This window comes from Kitasatospora sp. NPDC032150 (assembly GCF_055579945.1).
This window is the reverse complement of record NZ_JBVIMH010000003.1, coordinates 367,573-387,634: the sequence shown is the minus strand read 5'-3', so window position 1 is coordinate 387,634 and position 20,062 is coordinate 367,573. Positions and strand designations below refer to the sequence as shown.

The window sequence follows — 20,062 nt, the reverse complement described above, 5'->3', positions numbered from 1 at the left end:
AAAGTCACCCTATGCATCCATCAGCGATCGGCTTCTACCACGACTGGATCACTGAAGCCAGTGTGGAGGCATGACAGCTCACATCGTGGACGCTCCGGACGCCGAAGCGGCCCCGCCCCACCCATCGCCAGTGCCCCGATCGGCCGGCCCGTTCTCCCGAGTCCCCGGTCTGGCCCTCGCGCTGGGCATCGCCGCGGTCGCCACCTTCGTGGGAGGGCTGGTGCCGCTGGTCGGTGGACCGGTGAGCGGGATCCTCATCGGCATCGCGGTCGCCGCCGTCATCAGGCCCGGCGGGAGGCTGCGCCCGGGGATCACAACTGCGAGCAAGTTCGTGCTGCAGCTGTCGGTCGTCCTCCTCGGCGCCCAGCTGTCGCTGGCCCAGATCCTCCGGGTCGGGCTGGGGTCGCTGCCGGTGATGGTCGGGTCGCTGGCGGCCTGTCTCACGGCCGCGTACTTCATCGGCCGCCGGCTGGGCGTCGTGGGCGATCTCCGCACTCTGATCGGCGTGGGCACCGGCATCTGCGGTGCCTCCGCCATCGCCGCCGTCACGCCGGTGATCGGCGCCGCCGGCGCCGAGGTCGCCTACGCGGTCTCCACCATCTTCCTGTTCAACATCGCCGCCGTCCTCACCTTCCCTGCGCTGGGCCACCTGCTGGGACTCGGCCAGCACGCCTTCGGCCTGTTCGCCGGAACCGCCGTCAACGACATGTCCTCGGTGGTCGCCGCCGCCACCACGTACGGCCCGGCGGCCACCGACTACGCCGTCGTCGTCAAGCTGACCCGGACCCTGCTGATCATCCCGATCTGCCTCGGACTCGCCGCGCTGGCCGCTCGCGGGCGGCGCGGGTCCGCCCCGGGTTCGCGGGTCCGCCCGTGGCAACTGGTGCCGTGGTTCCTCGTCGGCTTCCTGCTGGTGGCGGCCGCCAATACCGCCGGCCTCGTTCCGTCCCACGCGCACCACGCCCTCAGCCAGATCTCGGTCTTCCTCATCACCGTGGCGCTGTCCGCGATCGGACTGTCCACCGACCTGCCCGGGCTGCGCCGGGCCGGTCCGCGACCGCTCCTGCTGGGCGGCTGCCTGTGGGTGACCGTCTCGCTGACCAGCCTCGCCCTGCAGGCCGCGACCGGCACCGGGTGAGGGGCTGCGGGACCTTGGGCCGCTGCGGACGACGGACACTGGTGATGGACGGGTAGTGGCCAAGGTCCCGGTCAGGAGGTGGGGTCGAGTGCTGCTGGACACCTTCGGGCGGCAGGCCGTCGATCTGCGGGTGTCGCTGACCGACCGCTGCAACCTGAGGTGCACCTACTGCATGCCCGAGCAGGGCATGACCTGGCTGGCGAAACCCACGCTGCTGACCGACGAAGAGGTGGTCCGGCTGGTCCGGATCGCCGTCACCCTGCTGGGCGTACGGGAGGTGCGGTTCACGGGCGGCGAGCCGCTGCTGCGGCCCGGTCTGGTCGGCATCGTCACCGCGTGCGCCCACCTCCAGCCTCGGCCGGAGCTTTCGCTCACCACCAACGGCATCGGCCTCGCCCGTACCGCCGCGGCACTGCGCGGGGCGGGCCTGGACCGGGTCAACGTCTCGCTGGACACCCTCGACCCGCGGACGTTCCAGCAGCTCTCCCGGCGGGACCGTCACCACGAGGTGCTCGCCGGCCTGACGGCCGCCCGGGCGGCCGGCCTCTCACCCATCAAGGTGAACACCGTACTGATGCGCGGAATCAACGACCACGAGGCACCCGACCTGCTCGCCTGGTGCCTTGAGCGGGGCTACGAGATGCGCTTCATCGAGCAGATGCCGCTGGACCCGCAGCACGGCTGGGACCGCAGCATGATGGTCACCGCGGCGGAGATCCTCGACCGGCTGAGCGCGCGGTTCACGCTCACCCCGGAGCCGGCGGGGCGGCGCGGCTCCGCACCGGCCGAGAGGTGGATCGTCGACGGCGGGCCGGCCCGGGTCGGTGTGATCGCCAGCGTCACCCAGCCGTTCTGCCGTGCCTGCGACCGTACCCGGCTCACTGCGGACGGCCAGGTCCGCAACTGCCTGTTCGCCACCGAGGAGACGGACCTGCGCACCGCCCTGCGAGAGGGCGGCGACGACCCGCGGACGGACGCGCGGATCGCCGAGCTGTGGCGGGCGGCCATGTGGGGCAAGAAAGCCGGCGGCGGGATCGGTGATCCGGACTTCCACCAGCCGGAACGGCCGATGTCCGCCATCGGCGGCTGAGGGGGGCGCCCTGCCCTGGCCGGGCGGCCGGCTCGACGTCGTACGATCCGCCCCTGACCGCGCGATATCACGCGCACGATCTCCCTGACCACTCGCCACACGAGTCGCACGTTCCGCTCCAGACCGCGCGATATAAAGGGCGGCATGGGACATGACGCGCAGACCGAGCCGAGTCGACCCAATGGCGGACAGGACGGCCTGTCCCACGACACGGCCGAGGTCGTCTCGGCGGTCATGACCGCATCGCGGCTCTTCGCGGCCCTGTCGGCTCGTGCGGTCGCCGAGGTCGACGCGCCCCTCAGTCTGCCGCAGCTGCGGACCCTGGTCGTCCTGCAGAACCAGGGGCCGATCAAACTCGCCGTTCTCGCAGGCGCGTTGGCGGTGAACCCGTCCACGGCCATGCGCACGGTCGACAAGCTGGAGGCACTGCGGCTGGTCGATCGCCAGACCAACCCGGTGGACCGGCGCGAGGTCGTCCTGCGCCTGACCACGCAGGGCCACCGCCTGGTGGACCAGGTCCTCACCCACCGGCACCGCGAGATCGCCAAGATCGTCGCACGCCTGTCGCCCGACCAGCGATCGACGCTGGTCCAGGTCCTGCACATGCTGGTCGCCGCCGCGGACGAGCCCGTCCCGGAGCCCTTCCTCGACATGCCGGACGGCATCGCGGACACCTGAAGACGACTGAGGCGGCAGCCCTCCCTACGCGGCCGGGCAGACCCGCCACACATCGCACCCGAGCGCAGCCACCGCGAACGCGTGCCGAACGACCCGCTGGCCGCCGCCCTCGGCATCTGGTTGATCATCTCGCCCTGGGTCATGACCGCCGGCCACCGGCCCACGGCCGGACGCGCCGGCCGGGAAGCAGCCTCCCCGCGCCGCGATGCGGCCCCGGGCCGCCGGCTCGCGACCGGGGCCGCGTCCGGAAGAAGAGCCGCGCCGACGGCGACGGCCGATCCCGCCGTTCATCCCCTTCCCGGCCACGGGCCGGGAGCGGCGACGGCAAGTCGTGCCGCTCCCGCGATCCCCCGTTCACGGGAGGGGCCCGGAGCGCTTCAGGTCTGCAGGATGTTGTTCCGGCCGTCGTGGCTGTCCGCCCCCTGGTCGTCGAACCAGTAGTCCCCGTGCGCGAGGTAGCGGAAGGCGTGCCGCTCACCCGGCGACAGCGCGACGGTGACCGCCCGGGTGCCGTCCGGACGCATGCCGAACGTGTGGATGCCGGGCGTCCAGCCGTTGAAGTCGCCGACCACGCTCGTTTCTCCGGCGGGATGGTCCGCGGGCAACACGAAGGTCACCTCGGCCAGGTTCTTGCTCCGAACACGCTCCAGCATGGGACATCCACTCCTTCAGGGGTGGGGATGTGAATGGGGATGGTGCGATTGCGCCGATCCTCGCCCCGCGCACTCGCCGGCGGCGCGCCGCGATACGCCGCCCGCACCGGACCGTCACCCGACCGGGCGAGGCCCGGGTGGTCGTGCGCTCGGGGTCCGCGACGTGCTCTCCACGGCCCGGACCCCCGTTGGGGCGGCGGAGCGGCGGCAAGCGCGTCACGCTGGACATGACGGTCGGATGCTCGCCTGCGGGCCGGAAACCCGGAGAGGGATGGCCGTGATGGACGAAACGGTGACGGCGTTCGGGGAGAGCCCCGATGACCCGTTCGCGCTGCACCACGGCGCCACTGCGGCGCTGGACCGGAGTGGCAGGGTGTCCGGCTGGAGCAAGCGGGCCCAGCAGCTGCTGGGCTACCGGCCTCAGGAGGTCATCGGCCGGTCCGCGGCCGAGTTGCTCGTCGACCCGGGCGACCAGGAGTGGATCACGCAGGCGGCGCTCTCCTGCAAGCGGAGTGCCGGCTGGTTCGGGGTGCTGCCCGTTCGTCACCGTGACGGCAGCCGGGTGATGCTGGGCATCCGCGCTCGGTGTGTGCTGCGTGCCGAAGCGGGCTGCGAGTGGTTTCTGGTCGGTGCACCGGCGGAGGACGTGATCCAGTGGGAGACCGACCGGGCGGTCCTGGACGGCCTGTTCCAGCGGTCTCCGATCGGGTTCGCCAGCCACGCCCCCGATCTGCGCATCCTGCGGGTGAACCGGGCGATCGCCCACGTCGGCGGCCTGCCGACCGCGGGGGCGGCCAAAGGGCACCGCATCTCCGACTTCCTCGTCGCGGCGGACGCCCGCACCGTCGAGGCGGGCCTGAAGCGCGTCCTGGACACCGGCAAGCCGATGATCTTCACCGAGCAACCGTGCAGGCTACGCGGAGACCCCACCCAGGAGCGGTACGTGTCCGTCTCGGCGTTCCGCATGGAGGACTCCACCGGGGCCGTGCTCGGGGTCGCGCAGCTGGTGGAGGACGTCACCGCACGGCACCGGGCGCAGCGCCGGCTGGCTCTGCTGAACGAGGCCAGCGTCCGCATCGGCACCACCCTGGACGTCACCACGACGGCCAGGGAGCTGTCCGAGGTCGCCGTTCCCAGCCTCGCCGACTGCATCACGGTGGACCTGCTGGAATCCGTGGCCCGCGGCGGCGAGCCGGCGCCGTTCGCCCTCGGGCCGGTGCTGCGGGTGGCCGTCAAGACCGTCGTCCCACAGAGCGAGCGGCTCCTCATCCCGGTCGGCCAGTCGATCCGGTTCACCCCGGACACCCCTCAGGGCCGGTGCCTGGCCGAGCTCCATCCGGTCCTCGAACGGGACGTCGACCTCTTCCTCGCCGCGCCCCTCATCGGCACGCACTGGGTCGAGCGTGCGCGCAACCTGGGGATCCGCTCGCTGATGGCGGTGCCGCTGGTGGCCCGGGGCCTGGTGCTGGGAGTGATCAGTCTCAGCCGTACCCAGCAGGTCGAACCGTTCGAGGCGGACGATCTCGTGCTGGCCGGTGAGTTCGCGGCCCGCGCCGCCGTCTGCATCGACAACGCACGCCGGTTCACCCAGCAGCACGAGGCGGCCCTCGCGCTGCAGCACAGGATGCTGCCGAGCGTGCTGCCCGGCCATCCCGCGGTCGAGGTCGCGCACCGCTACCTCTCCGCCGACTCGGTCACCGGGGTGGGCGGCGACTGGTTCGACGTCATCCCGCTGTCCGGTGCCCGGGTCGCCCTGATCGTCGGCGACGTGGTCGGCCACGGCATCCACGCCGCGGCCACCATGGGCCGCCTACGCACCGCCGTCCAGACTCTCGCCGATCTCGACCTCGAGCCGGACGAGGCGCTCACCCACCTGGACGACCTCGTCGGCCGTCTGGCCAGCGAACAGGAGGAGGCCTCCACCCCGGGTTCCCCACAGGAGAACCTGATCGGCGCCACCTGCCTCTACGCCGTCTACGACCCGGTGACCAGACGCTGCACCCTCGCCCGGGCCGGCCATCCCCCGCCCGTCGTGGTGACGCCGTCCGGTAGTGCCAGCCTGGTGGACCTTCCCACCGGCCCTCCGCTCGGCCTCGGCGGGCTGCCGTTCGAGACGGCCGAGCTGGTCCTGGCCGAGGGCTCCACGATCGCCCTGTACACCAACGGCCTCATCGAGACGGCCGACCAGGATCTCGACGAGACCGTCGACCGGCTGTGCCGGACGCTGAGCGCCCCGCACGGCTCGCTCCAGGAGACCGCCACGGCCGTCGTCACCGCCCTGCTGGCCCCGCCCCTCGTCGACGACACCACCCTGCTGATCGCGCGGACCCGAGCGCTCGCCCACGACCAGGTCGCGATCTGGCAGCTGGCGCCGGAGCCCCAGGCGGCCGCCCTGGCCAGATCACTGGTCATCAATCAGCTGAACTCCTGGGGGCTGGACGCAATGGCGTTCACCACGGAGCTGATCGCCACTGAACTCGTCACCAACGCCTACCGCTACAGCACCGGCCCGATCGAGCTGCGGCTCATCCTCGACCGCACCCTGATGTGCGAGGTCTCCGACGGCAGTACCACCGCGCCCCACCTGCGCCGGGCCCGGATCACCGACGAGGGAGGCCGCGGTCTCTTCCTGGTCGCGCAGCTCACTCAACGGTGGGGCGCCCGCTACACGCACGAGGGCAAGACCGTCTGGACCGAGCAACTGCTCCACTCCTGAGCAGCGCGGGACCGGGCACGAGCCCTCGCCGGGGTCGACGGGCGGTGGGCGGGCGTTGCCGCGGCCGCTCCGCGGGGCCTGGTCAGCGGCGGGCACGGGCGGCGGGCTGGGCGGATTGCGATCGGGGATGACGGGTAGGCGCGCCGTGCGGCAGCAGGAGAGGAGCGTGTGACATGCCCCGAGGATCAAGCCCCAAGCGGGAACGCCAGTATGAGCACATCAAGGAGGGCCTGCTCGATCGCGGCCGGGACGAGGACACCGCGGAGGAGATCGCGGCCCGCACCGTCAACAAGGAACGCGCCCGGCACGGCGAGTCCAGGACCGCCAGCCGCACCTCGACCGAGGACATCTCCTCCGGCCGCCGCGGCGGCCTGCGCTCCCACAGCGGAGCCCAGGGCCCCACGTACGACCAGCTGTACAACGAGGCCAGGCAGCGCGACGTCAAGGGCCGCTCCAAGATGAACAAGAAGCAGCTCGCGAACGCTCTCGGCCGCTAGGAGGAGCACGATGGCCTCCATTCCCGTACCACTGGACCCCGATGCCGCGCCCGTACCACCGCCTCCGCCCGCCCCGCCTGAACCACCCGCCCCGCCGGTGCCGCCCGACCCGCCGAAACCACCCGGTTCTCCGATGCTGCCGGAGCCGACAGGGCCCGGAGAGGAGCCGGGAGAGTCGTGCGGGGAGGCCGGCCCCCCGCCGGATCCGGTACACCCCCGCCCGGAGGAACCGCCCGACTGAACACCGTCCGACTGAACGCCACCCGGCCGTCGTCAACGCCGCGCGACCTCAGCGCGTGGCCTTCACGATGGTCGGGCGGTCTGTCATCGGCACCGACTGGACCGGGCCGAGGTCGAGCAAGTCAGCACCGCCCACCGCGAGTTCGCGGTCGTGGAACCCGGGGCGGCGCGCAGCGGTTCATACGCGGCGGCGCTCGGGCCGGGGCGGTGGACCGTAGGCCTGGACGAGGCCTCGCGGACGGGCGGACGGCCCGCCTCGTGGAACGACCGGTCGTGGGAGTCGACATCGTGCACCCGGACGCTCCGCAGGACGACGACCACCGCCACGGCGACACCGTCCCCCTGGTCGGCCACCTCCTCGCGCATACCGGCGGCCAGGGCCGCGTGGAACCCGGGCAGCTGTTGCGGTACCCGAAACCCGCTCCCTTCCAAGCGAGTTGCCCCCCGACCGGCCGCCTCGGCCTTCATCTCCCGCATCGAGCGCGGTGACACCGGCGAGCTTCCGACCGCCAGCCGACCGACCCGGGCAGCACCCATCGCCAAGGACCAGGTGCCTCCGGCTGCCCACCGCCCGGTACCCCTTACGGCCGAGTAACATCGGACCGGCGTGACCACCGAAGCAGGAGGGACGACATGACGAGGCGCTTCGGCACGCTCTCCTACACCCAGGCCGAGATGGCCCTCGAACTCGAGGAGGCGGCTGCCGCGGAGCACGGCGAGGAGCGCCTGGACCTCCTCGCATGCGCTGCCAAGAACTGGGCGGAGGGCGACGAGCACGCACGGGCACTGACCGTGTTCACCGAGGTGATCGCGAGCCGCCAGGAATACCCCGAACTGGACTGGGCGCTCCCGGTGTACGCGTACTCGCTGTTCGCCGTGGGGAGGAGTTCGCCGGCTACCTGCTCCGAGCCGGCCGGCTGGAACATGCCCTGGCCGGCTACGACGCGGCCGGACCGAACCGTACTCAGCGGCATGTCCCGCACCCAACGCTGGCGTCACCGCCGCAGCAAACACCGCTGACAGCGCAGGCACCCCTCCCCTCCCGCCTTCGCTCTCGACTGCGGGACGGCCCGGGGCAGGTCGCCACGGCGTCCGGAACAGATAGGTACAGGTACACCGGGGCCGAGAGGTTCGAGGTTGAAGGGAGAGCCGGTCGTGGAACTGGTCCGACAGGCGCTGGCCACGGCACGCGACGCCGGGACGACGGGCGAGTGGGGAGAGTACGAGACACTGCTGCGACGGGCGGCCGCCGACGGGCAGCGGTCGCTGCAGCTCGGCCTGGAGCTGATCGGCTCGGATGACCGGGTCGAGCGTGCGATGGGCTGCGACCTGCTGGGACACGCGAGCGACCGGGACGCGACGGTCCGCGCCGCCACGGTGGACGCGCTCGTCGCGCTTGCGGAGCATGAGACCGACCCTGACGTGCTGTGGTCCCTCGCGCGTGCGATCGAGCTGACGTACGACCAGCGCGCCGTGCCCGCCCTCGTCTCCCTCGCCGGGCATCCCGATGCCGAGATCCGCCGGCGGGCGGCCATCTCCTTCGCGGGGGTCGCCACCGACCGGCCGGACGGTCCGGACATCCGCGCGCTCGTCGAACTGACCCGCGACGATGACCCCGAGGTCCGCAGCTGGGCGACGTTCACGCTGGGGTTCCAGACCTGCACCGACAGCCCCGCGATCCGGTCCGCGCTCTGGGAGCGGACGGCCGACGAGCACGCGGACACCCGTGAGGAGGGCATCCGCGGACTCGCCCGACGGCACGACCCGCGCGCCGTCCCCCTGCTGGCCGAACTGCTCGACCACCCCGAGGGCGCACACCACCTCACGTTCAACGCGGCACAGATCCTGGGCAGCCCGAAACTGCTGCCGCACCTGCTGGACTACGACCCGGGCAGCGCCGGAGTCACCGAGGCCGTGCAGGCCTGCGACCCGGTGCACCGGGCACGGCTGGACGCCTCGGCCTGGGACCTCGTGCGCGAACTCCACCGGCTCCGGCCCGACTTGGGCGCCAGCGTGTACATGGAGCGCTTCGACCCCGGCCTGTCCCTCGGCCTCGCGACCCCCGCCGGGCCGGCGGCCTACTCCGTACCGGCGCTGCTCGACCGCGCGGACGGCGCCCCCGCACGCGCCGCCGAACTGGTCTCGTCCGACTTCCCCGCCGAGTCCGGCGGCTGAACCCCGGCTCTGGACGGCCCCGCTGATGCGGCTGCCGATCCCCCTCTCCGACAGGACGTGCCGCGACACCGAAAGCCACCGACGGCAGCGCGCCCACCCCCGATAGCCCTCCGACTCCGGCTGCTGGCCCTGCTCGCCGCCCTGGCCGCAGGAGGCGCCGCCTCCCTGGTCTGGCTGGTCGCCGGCCTGGCCGAGGCCAGGCGCTGACCACCGAGGACGGCGCCGGCGTCGTCCCGCTGCCCGTCGCGACGGTCCGGCACCGAGTACCCGGGCGCGCTGCCCGGTGGTTCGCCCGCACCCGGTGGCCGCGCCGTGCGGACCGCCTCACTCAACCTCCACCGAGCCGGTGAGCCGGAGTTTGCGCTGGGCGCGCTGGTAGAAGGTGGTTCCGCCGAGCCGGACCACCCGGGCGGCGGCGGGCAGCTGCACGATGTCGATCACATCGCCGGGGTGGGCCTCCCCCACCAGCTCACCGTCCGCCTCCACGGAGAGCTCGCCGCTGGTGGGCAGGATCTCCAGGGTGAGGTTCTCGCCGGCCGACAGGAACAACGCCCGGTTGAACGCCGAGTGCGGGGCGACCGGGACCACCAACATGCCCTCCGTGTTCGGGGAGACCAGTGGACCTCCGGCGGAGAAGCTGTACGCCGTGGACCCGGTCGGCGTCGCCGCGATCACCGCGTCGGCGACGTAGCGGACGAAGGGGCGTCCATCGACCCGCAGCGATACGGCCGCCGTGCGGCATCCGGGCCGGCGGACCAGCACGATGTCGTTGAAGGCCGTCGCCTCCCGGCCGGCGATGACGGTCCTCACCCCGGAACGGGGCTCGATGGTGAAGCGGTACTCGTCGATGGCCGTCAGTGCCTGCGGCAGTTCGGGGACGTCGATCTCGGCCAGGAACCCCAGGCGGCCGAGATTGACACCGAGGACCGGAGCGTGGCCGCGCGCGGCCATCCGCATCGCCCGCAGCATGGTGCCGTCCCCGCCCAGGCTGACGATGAAGTCCGAGTGCTGGGCCAGGTATTCGGGATCGACCGGGATCGCCAGACCGCCCAGCCGATCCAGCTCGTCCTTGGAGGCGATCACGGTGGCGCCGCGCCCCCGCGCCCAGTCGGCGATGGCCTCGAACACGCGCACGCAGTCGCGCTCGGGGTGCAGCACCACCCCGATGGTGCGGACGGCTCCCATGGGCGGCCCCTCCCGTCTCGGCCTGGCGGACGGCCCGTGCTCCCAGTGACGCACGCGGCGACAGCCGGGACAAGCCGGACGCCGAGCGCCCGGATGCTGGCCGGACCACCGGCGCCCGGCACGGGGCCGCTCTAGGCCTCGCCCACACCGGGCCCGAACCGGCAATGGCCATTCCTCCACCCGATGTCACGGACGGTAACGGTTCCACGGTTGGCCGACCGACACCGACCACCACCACACCACCCGCCAGGACCGATGAGCACCGCATCCGCGTCGGGCCACCTGCCCCGAGCGAGCCGCAGGGACCCCCGACCCTCTCGTCACGCTGCCCTGAGCCGCACCAACGCCCTCGTCCCGCCGCGCGAGATTGCGGGGTCCAACAGTCAGGCCCCGGTCCTGCGCGGTTGATCTGACGTCACGTCACATCGGCTACGGAGCGAGGCGCCTCCTCCGGATCGGGCTCCCGCAGTCACGAGAACACCACATCCGCCTGGGACTTCACCCATGCGCAGGCCGGCACTGATACCGCCGTCGCCAACGCACCCCCGGGACCCTGTCCCGACATCCGGTAACCACCGAGGCATCTGATCGCGAGTGGACCGGCGACCCTACCAGGACAGCCCGCCGCCGATTCAGGAATGTCAGGTTCACGACGTTGTCATGAACCTCTCATGACAGGAGCATGCCCGGTCATCTACGGTGATCCGCAGCCCGCCTGACGAACTGTCATTCGGGTCACCCCCACCATTCGCTTCTCCGTGTTCCGCCGCACCCCAAGGCGGCGGGCACGGCGTGCCCGCTGGGACCCAGCCGGGTAACCCCCAAGGAGCCTCTGCATGCGCATCGCCAGAGCGATCGGCATCGCCACCGCCGTTGCCCTCGCCGGTCTGACGACCACGACCACCGCCACGGCGGCGACGCCCGACGTCCAGCGTCCGGCCGCCGCCCACCACTCCCACCACCTGCGGCACGGCCTGGGCCTCGACCTCGCCGCGCTCAAGGCCCACCAGCGCGCCGCCCACCCCTCCGCGGTGGCCGCTGCGGACGCGCTCGCCCCGTTCGCCCGGGCCGGCGCCGCGCCGGCCAGCGCGGACCTGAGCGGGTACGCGCTCTCGCCCGGCGACCAGGGCCAGGTCGGCGCCTGTGTCACCTGGGCCACCGGCTACACGGGCTACGGGATCCTGATGAACGAGCAGAACATCAGCGGTGCCCCGATGGCCCCGATGTTCATCTACTCGCAGATCGCCCAGGGCAACGACACGGGCACCTACGCGAGCGTCGCGCTGCCCATGGAGCAGCAGCAGGGCATCGACACCAAGTCCGACTACTGGCAGGGCGACTCCGACTACACCACCCAGCCGGACGACAACGAGCGTGCCAACGCCGCGCAGTACAAGCTGTCCGGCTTCACCGAGCTGCCCACCAGCGGCTCGGCGGCGAGGAGCGCCATCGAGAACGCGATATCCCAGGGCATGCCGGTGCCGATCGGCTTCCAGGTGCACCAGAGCTTCATGGACCTGAACACCCAGTCGGCCTCGGACTACAGCTACCTGCCCGGTGACTCCGGCAGCGACCCGATCGTCGGCGGCCACGAGGTGACCGTCGTCGGCTACAACGGCCAGGGCGTGAAGATCGAGAACAGCTGGGGCAGCAGCTGGGGCGACGGCGGCTTCGTCACCGTGCCGTGGAGCTTCTTCGACACCGGCGACGTCCAGGAGGTCCACGCCATGGGCAAGCTCGTCCAGAGCTGATCCACCGGCCCGCCCGGGCGGGGCCCACTCGGCCCCGCCCACCGTCCGCCCGGCCCCGCCCACCGTCCGCCGCCCAGGTACCGAGCGGCGGACGGCTGAACGGTGCGCCCGACTCCCTGGCGCCGGGCGTCAGGCCAGGGCCAGGAAGAGCTTCTCGAGTTCAGCCTCGGTCATCGGCGGGGTGTCGCCGTCGGCGGCGGCCATGCACTGGCGCATGCCACTAGCGACGATCTTGAATCCGGCACGGTCCAGGGCGCGGGAGACGGCGGCCAGCTGGGTGACGACGTCCTTGCAGTCGCGACCGGCTTCTATCATCGCGATGACGCCCGCGAGTTGCCCCTGCGCACGGCGGAGTCGATTCAGTACCGCGCCGACCGCATCATCGTCGACCTGCATGGGGCACCTCCGCTGGACTGGTCCCGGTATCCGTTCAGCATACCTCAGGGGGTATTATGGCCGGGCGCTCGGACCGCGGGCCGGGCCCGCGGTCATCCCCCGAGTGCGGCCAGGGCGTCCTCGTTGGTGGGCCGGCCGGGCCGGTGCCGGTTGTAGGGCAGTCGGCCGAGGAACGCACCCATCGCACACGTGTTGGCGAGGGCGGAGAGGAGCAGACCGCCTTCCACGGCCGCCGCAAACCAGCGGGCTCCCGGCAGTGCGAGGTCGGCGAGCATGCCGAGCACGACCAGCGCACCGGCGGCGAGACGGACCTGGCGGTCCATGGCCCACACGGCGCGCGCTCCGGCCGGGCAAATGACACGTTTCAACGGGATCTCGCCACGAGTCGTGTGCCGTCGCTCAAAGCCGCTCGTCGGCCGCAACCCTGCGAGACCGGTGGCTGGGGATGGACGATCAACTGGGCCTGGCCCCCTTCGCGTTCCAGCGGAGTGACCGCCAGTCGGGCTGCATCGGCGGCCACCGCGGAGCCGAAGTCGCGGCGGATCATGTGCAGGCACAGGTCGAGCCCCGCCGAGGCCCCTGCGGAGGTGAGCAGCTGCCCGTTGTCGACGTAGAGGACGTCGGGGCGCACCTCGACCGCGGGGAAACACCGGGCCAGATCGGGGGCGGCAACCCAGTCGTGGTCGCCACCAGTCCGTCGAGCAGCCCGGTCAGGGCGAGGTCGAAGGCGCCGACGCAGATCGAGGCGATCCTGGTGCCCCGGGCCGCCGCCGCGCGCAACGCCTCCAGTACCTCCTCGTGCGTGTGTGGGGACCTGTCGTGCGGAAGGCGCGCCCCCACAGACCCTACTGCGCCCGACAGGGCACGGAGCAGGGTCCTCCCGGGCTGGGCCTGTCAGGGACCGCGCCCGGAGGGGCCCGGGACAGCGGCGATCCAGGCGGCCGAGGCGAGGTGCAGGGCGGCCAGTGTGCCGGCCCCGAGGGTCATGCCGGGGTCCGAAAACGCTCGCGGCCTGCGACGGCAGCTGCGGAACCAGGGGTAGTCCGGTGACGTCGCGGGTCGGGTAGAAGACCGTCAGCATCAGCTCCCGCACCGGGATCGCGGGATCCCAGGGGTCACGTCGGGAATCGTCGACGAGGTACACCGACTGGCACCCCACCGGGTGGCGGCCGGTCGGCGCGGGCAGGGTGGGCACGGCGCCGCCCGGGACCGGACCGGCAGCAGTGGGACGGTCCGCCGCCGTGGGACTGGAGTCTGCGTGGGCACGCCGGCTGCCGACGCTCAACACCAGCGCTGCGGAGCCCAGCAGCGCGGACCTGGTGACGGTGCGTCGGCTGATCGGGAAGTCGTGGGTCATGTCGTGCATGTTGTCCCGTCAGGCCCGGCGCGGGCGATCATTTAGGCTCGGGGCTCAAGGATGGCGCCCTGGACACTGTCGGGCCGACACGCAGGGGGCCCCGTGCTCCGGATCCACTTCACGCCGGACGACTTCGCCCGGGTCAGCCTCGCGCCCCGGCCCGCCCCGCTCCAGGAACTCAACGTGGCGCTGACGATGATGTGCCGCCAGGACGGCGACCTGCTCCACGGCCCTTGGCGGCGCAGAGTGCTGCGCGCCCTGCCGAAGGCGGTCCACCCGCTCGCGGATCTCGTCCCGGCCGGGCGGGCACCGAGCTTCCTGGACGTGGTGGCGGACTCCCTCCCGGAGGCCCTGGAACAGATCCGCTCGACCCCGGCCGAGGTGGTCAGCGCTGAACTGGAACGCGTCTACGCACCCACGCGAACGCCCACGCCGGCGTGGATCCACGACCTGCACCGAGGTGACGCCGATGCCTGGCGCCTCATCCACCGCGCGCAGCACACGGCATTCGAGGCGTTGCTCGGCCCGGTCTGGGCGCAGGTGCAGGACCTGCACCACGCCGAGTTCGTGCGCCGGGCCGTGCAACTCGCCGAAGGCGGCATCGGCTCGCTGCTGGCCGAGCTGCTGCCCGGGGCCCGCCTGCACGGCGGAACCTGGGAACTCCCAGGCAGGCCGCAGGAGGTCCACCTCGGTGGGCGCGGGCTGCTTCTCCTGCCCAGCTTCCACTGGTCCGGCGGGCCGCTGCTGTCCAACCTTCCGGACCGCCCGGTCGCGCTCACCTACCCGGCCGGTCCCGGCTTCCCGCTGCAGCCCGGCGGCTCCACCGGCCCGCAGGCGCTGATCAAGGTGATCGGGACCACCCGCACCGAGCTGCTGCACCTACTGGCCGAAGACCGCACCACAACCGACCTCGCCCGACACCTCCACGTGAGCGCCGCGACGGTCTCCGCCCACACAGCGGCCCTTCGCGGCGCCGGGCTGATCTCCACGACGCGCGCCGGGAAGGCGGTTCTGCACCGGCGCACCACGCTCGGCAGCCTGCTGCTGCGGCAGTGCACCTTTTAATCATGTCTTTCGCAGGTGCTTCGTTGAGGTGATTCGGCACGCCCCATCCCATACCCCTGGAGGTATCGATCGAAGGCCGCCGGACATCGGAAGCGTCACACGCGGACCGCTTGCCGGAAACCAATTACCCCCAGGGGTATATTTGGACGTGTAGCCACCAGCCCTTGCAGCCCGTCGAGGAGACACCCCCGTGATCTTCAGCCAGTACTACCTCGACTGCCTCTCCCAGGCCTCCTACCTGATCGCCGACGAGACCACCGGCCAGGCCGTCATCGTCGACCCCCGCCGGGACGTCGACGAATACCTCGCTGACGCCGCCGCACGCGGCCTGACCGTCGTCGGCGTCATCAACACCCACTTCCACGCCGACTTCCTCGCCGGCCACCTCGAACTCGCCGCCCATACCGGCGCCTGGATCGGCTACGGCCACCACGCCGAGACCGAGTACCCCATCCGCCACCTCACCGACGGCGAACGCATCTCCCTCGGCGACGTCACCCTGCAGATCATGGCGACCCCCGGCCACACCCCCGAGTCAATCAGCGTCCTGGTCTACGAGCGCGCCACCGACGAAGCCCCTTACGGCGTACTCACCGGCGACGCCCTGTTCATCGGCGACGTCGGCCGCCCCGACCTGCTCGCCTCGGCCGGCGTCACCGCCGAGGAACTCGGCGCCATGCTCTACGACAGCGTCCACCACAGGCTCATGGCCCTGCCCGACCAGGTCCGCGTCTTCCCCGCTCACGGTGCCGGCTCCGCCTGCGGCAAGAACCTCTCCACCGAGAAGCAGTCCACCATCGGCATGCAGCGCCTGACCAACTACGCTTGTCAGCCCATGGACCAGGACACCTTCGTCCGCATCGTCACCGCCGGCCAGTCCGCTGCCCCCGCCTACTTCGGCTACGACGCCGCCCTCAACCGGCAGGACCACCCGCTGCTCGACCGCACGAACGCCGCCCGCCCCCTGTGCCCCGAAGGCTTCATGGAGGTCCGCACCGCCGGCGCCGTCGTCCTCGACGCCCGCAACCCCCAGGACTTCGGCGCGGGACACATCCGCGGCGCCGTCAACGTCCCCATCGACGGCCGCTTCGCCGAACAGGCCGGCACCGTCCTCACCCCCGACAGCAACATCGCGATCATCGCCCCGCAGGACCGCGAGGACGAGGTCATCACCCGCCTCGCCCGTATCGGCTTCGACCACATCGCCGGCTATCTGCGCAACCCCGGCAACTCCCTGCCCGCCCTCGCCGACGATGTCACCCCCGCCAGCCGCCTCACCGCCGACCAGCTCCGCACCGCACTCGCCAGCGAGCAGCCCCCCACCGTCCTGGACGTGCGCACCTGCGGCGAGCGCGAAGCGGGATTCATCGAAGGGTCCCTGCACATCGCCCTGGCCGAACTCCCCCGCCGCCTGGACGAGATCCCCACCGACCGCCCCCTGGTCGTCCACTGCGCCAGCGGCCACCGCTCCTCCATCGCCGCCAGCCTGCTGCGCCACCACGGCCGCACCGACGTCTCCGACCTCCTCGGCGGCTACAACGCCTGGCACACCCTCACCCACCCCGCCCGCCCCTGAGCCCAGCCAACCCGGTGCCGGGACCACTGCCCCGGCCCACACCCCGCCCGGGCCACGGGCGGTCCCGAAGGCAGCGCCCGCCACGTGGCGCCAGGACGCCGTCCCACTCCTGGGGCCGCTACTGACCTTCTCCGTCAGCCCGCCCCCCAAGATCCGCGACGGAACGTACTACCGGGCAACACCACCAGTCACCACGGCGTCTTGACAGCGGCATCGGGATGTCCTGCCACCGGTTTCGCCGTAGGAGCATCCGGCTCCGGTCACCCGTGCTGGGCACCGGCTGCGGCGACCTCGTCGACTGGGCCGCCGCCGCGCTACACATCGCCCTCAAGATCATCAGACGTCCACGGACGCCCCGGGATTCGTCCACCTGTCCAGAAGACGGGTGACGGCGAGAAGCAGGCTGTTCGTGGACTACGGGCGAACGGCGATAAAATTACCCAAATCGGTGGCCTGGCTTCCGGGCCCAGGCTGCCACTCGACCTGTGTGACGCCGGGGAGCGGGACGGTGGCGAGGTCTCCTGAGGAACGCGGTGAGAAACGCGGAGTCCCGCACAGCACTGGTACGCGGGCCAAGTTGCTGCCCGTACTGCCTGCCCTGCTGCTGTTCATCGGCCTGCTCATCGGCCTCTTCACGCCCCGCGATGTCAGGCCGGATGCCTTCCTCGCCACGGCCATGGTTGCTGCCGCCGCGCTGCTACCCATGTGGGGAACCGTGCTCACCGCAGTGGGCGCGTGCGCCATCTTCGTCGGCCTCATGGTGGACTTCAATGCGCTGCGAGATGCGACCGCCTACTCTGAGCTGGCCACCCTCACGACGATTGCGGCATTCGCCGTCTTCCTCAACCGCCTGCTGGGCCGACGCGCCCATCAGCTGATTCAGGTCCGCTCGGTGGCTGAGGCCGCCCAGCTGGCGGTGCTGCATCCGGTACCGCGCCACCTCGGGCACGTCACGCTCGAGAGCCTCTACCTGGCCGCCGCAGCGGAGGCCCGGATCGGCGGCGACCTGTACGAGGCGATACGCACCCCGCACGGCGTACGGCTGCTCATCGGCGACGTACGCGGCAAGGGCCTGCTCGCGGTGCAGACGGCCGCGGCGCTACTGAGCGCCTTCCGCGAGGCCGCCCACGACGCGCCCGACCTGCCCCACCTCGCGCACCGCTTGGAGACGAGCATGAGCCGCTACGCCTCCCAGTACCCGGGGGTCCCAGGATCGGAGATCGCTGAACGTTTCATCACCGCGCTCCTCGCCGAGATCCCGGACGACGAACCGGTCGTCCGGACCGTCACCTGCGGCCACCCGCCCCCACTGCTGCTACACCGCGGCAGGGTCCGGAAGCTGCAGCCCGCCGCACCCTCGCCGCCGCTCAACCTGGGCATGCTGGTGAGCGACGGCTACCACATCGACCTCACCCCCTTTCACCCCGGAGACCAGCTCCTGCTGTACACCGACGGGGTCACCGAGACCCGCGATCGCTCCGGCGCCTTCTACCCCCTCGCCGAACGCATCCGCTCGTGGAGCGGCGAGGCGCCCCACCAGCTCCTCGACCACCTCCATCGCGACCTGATCGCCTACAGCGGAGGCGAGCTCGACGACGACATCGCTGCCCTCGTCGCCCGGCGGCGCCCAGGCCGCTGAGCCTGAGACGAGGCTCTGACCTGCGCGGGTTTCAGGCTCCGGAACTCGTTCGAGGCGCCGTCGGGTCCGAGCCGGAGGACAGCCGCGTTTCCGCGTCACCGGGATGTGGTCGGGATGTCGGGCAGGAGGCTGGTCTCGGCGTTGCCGGTGCAGATGAGGTCGAGGACGGCGGTGGCGACGTGGCGGCATGGACGGGGAAGCTCGCCGCGGCGGGGACGTGCGGGCGGCCACCGCTCCTCCATCGCCGCCAGCCTGCTGCGCCACCACGGTCACACTGACGTCCTCGACCTCCTCCGCGGCTACGGCGCCTGGGCGGCCACCGAACGCGACACCAGCGCCTGACCTCCGCCCGGCCTCCGCGGGGCGGCGAGCAGCAGGGCACCGGGCACATGTCCGGTGCCCTGCCGGCACTTCGGCGGGCCCGGTGGGCCGCCCCGACCGGCTGCGGTACCCACTTCTTTGTGGGTACTTGGCACCGGACGGCGCCCGGGCGAACCTGGTTGCAGGCGGCCGGCGCGGTCGCCGGTACCGGGCGACACGGAGGTGACAACACGTCAGGAGGCCGACTGGGCCTCCACCAGCTTCTCGAGCCGGCGGTGGCCCCAGTCCGCGAGGGGCGCCAACGCCTCGGAGAGCTCCCGGCCGAAGGCGGTCAGGGAGTAGACGGTCTTCAGCGGCAGCACATCGTGCACCTCCCGGTGCACCAGCCCGTCCGTCTCCATCTCGCGTAGCGCCTGGGTCAGCACCTTCTCGCTGAGGCCGGGCAGTCGCCGGCGTAGCTCGCCGGGGCGCTGCGGGCCGGACTCCAGCAGCCAGAGCAGAGCGGTCTTCCACTTGCCGTCGATCACGGCGATCGCGGCGGTCACTCCACAGACGTTCGTGTCCAGGGCACGGCTGCGCGTCATTTTCGTCCTTTCGATTGCTTTTTACCCACACCCGTACGGGAGTTGAGTCATGTCCATGCATTCCGAGCATTCTGCCGTCACCGTGATCGGCCTGGGACCGATGGGCCGCGCCCTGGCCGGTGCGTTCCTGGACGCGGGGCTGCGGACCACGGTCTGGAACCGGACGCCGGGCAGGGGCCGGGAGTTGATCGAGCGGGGCGCGGTCAGCGCTCGATCCGCAGCGGAGGCGGTGGCCGCGAGCGGGCTGGTCGTGGTCAGCGTGCTGAACTACGACGCGGCGGACGCCGTTCTGCGGCCCGACGCCGTCACCGATGCGCTGGGGGGACGCACCGTCGTGAACCTGACCGCCGACACCCCGGGCCGGGCCCGGGAGACGGCGAACTGGGCGGCCGAGCACGGCATCCGCTACCTGGACGGTGCGATCATGACGCCGACCACGACCATCGGAACGCCTGCGGCGGTGTTCATCCACGCCGGCCCCAAGGAGCTCTACCTGGAGCACCGGCCCGTGCTGGAGGCGCTCGGCGGCACCCACACCCACCTCGGTCAGGAGATCGGCCGGGCGGCGGCGTACGACATCGCGCTGCTCGACGTCTTCTGGACGGCGATGGCGGGCTATGCGCACGCCGTGGCGGTGGCCCGCGCGGAGGGTGTCACGGCGCGGGAGCTGGCGCCGTTCGCCAAGGGCATCGCCACGATCCTCCCGACGCTCTTCGAGCAGGACGCGGAGGATCTGGAGAACGGCAGCTTCGCCGCTGCGATCAACCCGCTCACCTCGGCGGTGTCGTCCATGGCCCATATCGTCCACACCTCCGAAACCCACGGCATCGACGCGGGCGTGATGCGCGCGGCCGAGGGCATGGTCCGCCGCGCCATCGGACTGGGCCACGGCGCGGACGGGTTCAGCCGGATCGCCGAGGTCCTCGGCCGTCGTTGAGGCAGCCGTCGAGGACCAGGTCCGGCGTCTGACCGCCGGGCAAGGATGGGGCCCCTCAGCGTTT

General features: G+C 71.9%; 19 protein-coding genes and 1 pseudogene. 13 read left to right on the top strand and 7 right to left on the bottom strand.

Annotation, left to right across the window (positions count from 1 at the left end; translation table 11 throughout):
- The first annotated feature begins 70 nt into the window (after positions 1–70).
- From ACZ5ON_RS05980 to ACZ5ON_RS05970, 3 genes are all read left to right on the top strand, one after another.
- Positions 71–1,138, top strand: a complete 1,068-nt coding sequence (locus ACZ5ON_RS05980; protein WP_465586033.1) for a YeiH family protein — start codon at positions 71–73, stop codon at positions 1,136–1,138.
- Positions 1,139–1,226: 88 nt separating this feature from the next.
- Positions 1,227–2,228 carry a GTP 3',8-cyclase MoaA gene (moaA, locus tag ACZ5ON_RS05975; RefSeq protein WP_465586031.1) on the top strand — a complete coding sequence of 334 codons (1,002 nt, stop codon included), beginning with the start codon at positions 1,227–1,229 and terminating at the stop codon, positions 2,226–2,228.
- A gap of 144 nt (positions 2,229–2,372) precedes the next feature.
- Entirely contained in the window at positions 2,373–2,906 is a 534-nt protein-coding gene (locus ACZ5ON_RS05970) for a MarR family winged helix-turn-helix transcriptional regulator (RefSeq protein ID WP_465586028.1), read from the top strand.
- A 377-nt stretch (positions 2,907–3,283) separates the two neighbouring features.
- On the opposite strand, the gene ACZ5ON_RS05965 is transcribed toward ACZ5ON_RS05970, so the two are convergent.
- Positions 3,284–3,559, bottom strand: a complete 276-nt coding sequence (locus tag ACZ5ON_RS05965) for an isoamylase early set domain-containing protein (protein ID WP_465586026.1) — start codon at positions 3,557–3,559, stop codon at positions 3,284–3,286.
- A gap of 280 nt (positions 3,560–3,839) precedes the next feature.
- On the opposite strand from ACZ5ON_RS05965, the gene ACZ5ON_RS05960 reads away from it, so the two are divergent.
- From ACZ5ON_RS05960 to ACZ5ON_RS05940, 5 genes are all read left to right on the top strand, one after another.
- Positions 3,840–6,275: a SpoIIE family protein phosphatase gene (locus ACZ5ON_RS05960; RefSeq protein WP_465586024.1), complete on the top strand. Its 2,436-nt coding sequence runs from the start codon at positions 3,840–3,842 to the stop codon at positions 6,273–6,275.
- 173 nt (positions 6,276–6,448) lie between these two features.
- Positions 6,449–6,772 carry a plasmid stabilization protein gene (locus tag ACZ5ON_RS05955; protein WP_465586022.1) on the top strand — a complete coding sequence of 108 codons (324 nt, stop codon included), beginning with the start codon at positions 6,449–6,451 and terminating at the stop codon, positions 6,770–6,772.
- 873 nt (positions 6,773–7,645) lie between these two features.
- On the top strand, positions 7,646–8,032 hold the full coding sequence (locus ACZ5ON_RS05950) for a hypothetical protein (protein ID WP_465586020.1): 387 nt from the start codon (positions 7,646–7,648) through the stop codon (positions 8,030–8,032).
- 135 nt (positions 8,033–8,167) lie between these two features.
- Positions 8,168–9,187 (top strand): HEAT repeat domain-containing protein, encoded by a 1,020-nt coding sequence (locus ACZ5ON_RS05945; protein ID WP_465586018.1) that lies wholly within the window; start codon positions 8,168–8,170, stop codon positions 9,185–9,187.
- Positions 9,188–9,244: 57 nt separating this feature from the next.
- Complete coding sequence (locus ACZ5ON_RS05940; RefSeq protein ID WP_465586016.1) at positions 9,245–9,394, top strand: hypothetical protein; 150 nt, start codon at positions 9,245–9,247, stop codon at positions 9,392–9,394.
- Positions 9,395–9,511: 117 nt separating this feature from the next.
- Here ACZ5ON_RS05940 and ACZ5ON_RS05935 read toward each other — a convergent pair whose 3' ends face one another.
- Positions 9,512–10,372 carry an NAD(+)/NADH kinase gene (locus tag ACZ5ON_RS05935; protein ID WP_465586014.1) on the bottom strand — a complete coding sequence of 287 codons (861 nt, stop codon included), beginning with the start codon at positions 10,370–10,372 and terminating at the stop codon, positions 9,512–9,514.
- Between the two features lie 836 nt (positions 10,373–11,208).
- Here ACZ5ON_RS05935 and ACZ5ON_RS05930 point away from each other — a divergent pair.
- Complete coding sequence (locus tag ACZ5ON_RS05930) at positions 11,209–12,123, top strand: C1 family peptidase (protein ID WP_465586012.1); 915 nt, start codon at positions 11,209–11,211, stop codon at positions 12,121–12,123.
- A 129-nt stretch (positions 12,124–12,252) separates the two neighbouring features.
- On the opposite strand, the gene ACZ5ON_RS05925 is transcribed toward ACZ5ON_RS05930, so the two are convergent.
- The 3 genes and pseudogenes from ACZ5ON_RS05925 to ACZ5ON_RS05915 all read right to left on the bottom strand — a co-directional run.
- Positions 12,253–12,519, bottom strand: a complete 267-nt coding sequence (locus ACZ5ON_RS05925; RefSeq protein ID WP_344637504.1) for a metal-sensitive transcriptional regulator — start codon at positions 12,517–12,519, stop codon at positions 12,253–12,255.
- 92 nt (positions 12,520–12,611) lie between these two features.
- Positions 12,612–12,842, bottom strand: a complete 231-nt coding sequence (locus tag ACZ5ON_RS05920; RefSeq protein ID WP_465586009.1) for a YgaP family membrane protein — start codon at positions 12,840–12,842, stop codon at positions 12,612–12,614.
- A 98-nt stretch (positions 12,843–12,940) separates the two neighbouring features.
- Positions 12,941–13,380: pseudogene (locus tag ACZ5ON_RS05915) on the bottom strand (DJ-1/PfpI family protein); the annotation flags it as partial.
- Positions 13,381–13,978: 598 nt separating this feature from the next.
- Between ACZ5ON_RS05915 and ACZ5ON_RS05910 the strand changes: the two are divergent.
- The 3 genes from ACZ5ON_RS05910 to ACZ5ON_RS05900 all read left to right on the top strand — a co-directional run bounded on the left by ACZ5ON_RS05910 (position 13,979) and on the right by ACZ5ON_RS05900 (position 18,156).
- Positions 13,979–14,941: an ArsR/SmtB family transcription factor gene (locus tag ACZ5ON_RS05910; protein ID WP_465586007.1), complete on the top strand. Its 963-nt coding sequence runs from the start codon at positions 13,979–13,981 to the stop codon at positions 14,939–14,941.
- A gap of 190 nt (positions 14,942–15,131) precedes the next feature.
- Complete coding sequence (locus ACZ5ON_RS05905) at positions 15,132–16,517, top strand: MBL fold metallo-hydrolase (RefSeq protein ID WP_465586005.1); 1,386 nt, start codon at positions 15,132–15,134, stop codon at positions 16,515–16,517.
- 508 nt (positions 16,518–17,025) lie between these two features.
- Entirely contained in the window at positions 17,026–18,156 is a 1,131-nt protein-coding gene (locus tag ACZ5ON_RS05900) for a PP2C family protein-serine/threonine phosphatase (protein ID WP_465586002.1), read from the top strand.
- Between the two features lie 95 nt (positions 18,157–18,251).
- Here the strand turns inward: ACZ5ON_RS05900 and ACZ5ON_RS05895 are convergent, their stop codons facing one another.
- Together ACZ5ON_RS05895 and ACZ5ON_RS05890 are read right to left on the bottom strand one after the other, a co-directional pair.
- Positions 18,252–18,398, bottom strand: coding sequence for a hypothetical protein (locus ACZ5ON_RS05895; RefSeq protein ID WP_465586131.1), 147 nt, complete (start codon positions 18,396–18,398; stop codon positions 18,252–18,254).
- Positions 18,399–18,710: 312 nt separating this feature from the next.
- Complete coding sequence (locus tag ACZ5ON_RS05890; RefSeq protein WP_465586000.1) at positions 18,711–19,061, bottom strand: winged helix-turn-helix transcriptional regulator; 351 nt, start codon at positions 19,059–19,061, stop codon at positions 18,711–18,713.
- A gap of 49 nt (positions 19,062–19,110) precedes the next feature.
- On the opposite strand from ACZ5ON_RS05890, the gene ACZ5ON_RS05885 reads away from it, so the two are divergent.
- Positions 19,111–19,998: an NAD(P)-dependent oxidoreductase gene (locus ACZ5ON_RS05885; protein ID WP_465585998.1), complete on the top strand. Its 888-nt coding sequence runs from the start codon at positions 19,111–19,113 to the stop codon at positions 19,996–19,998.
- Positions 19,999–20,062: the final 64 nt, after the last annotated feature.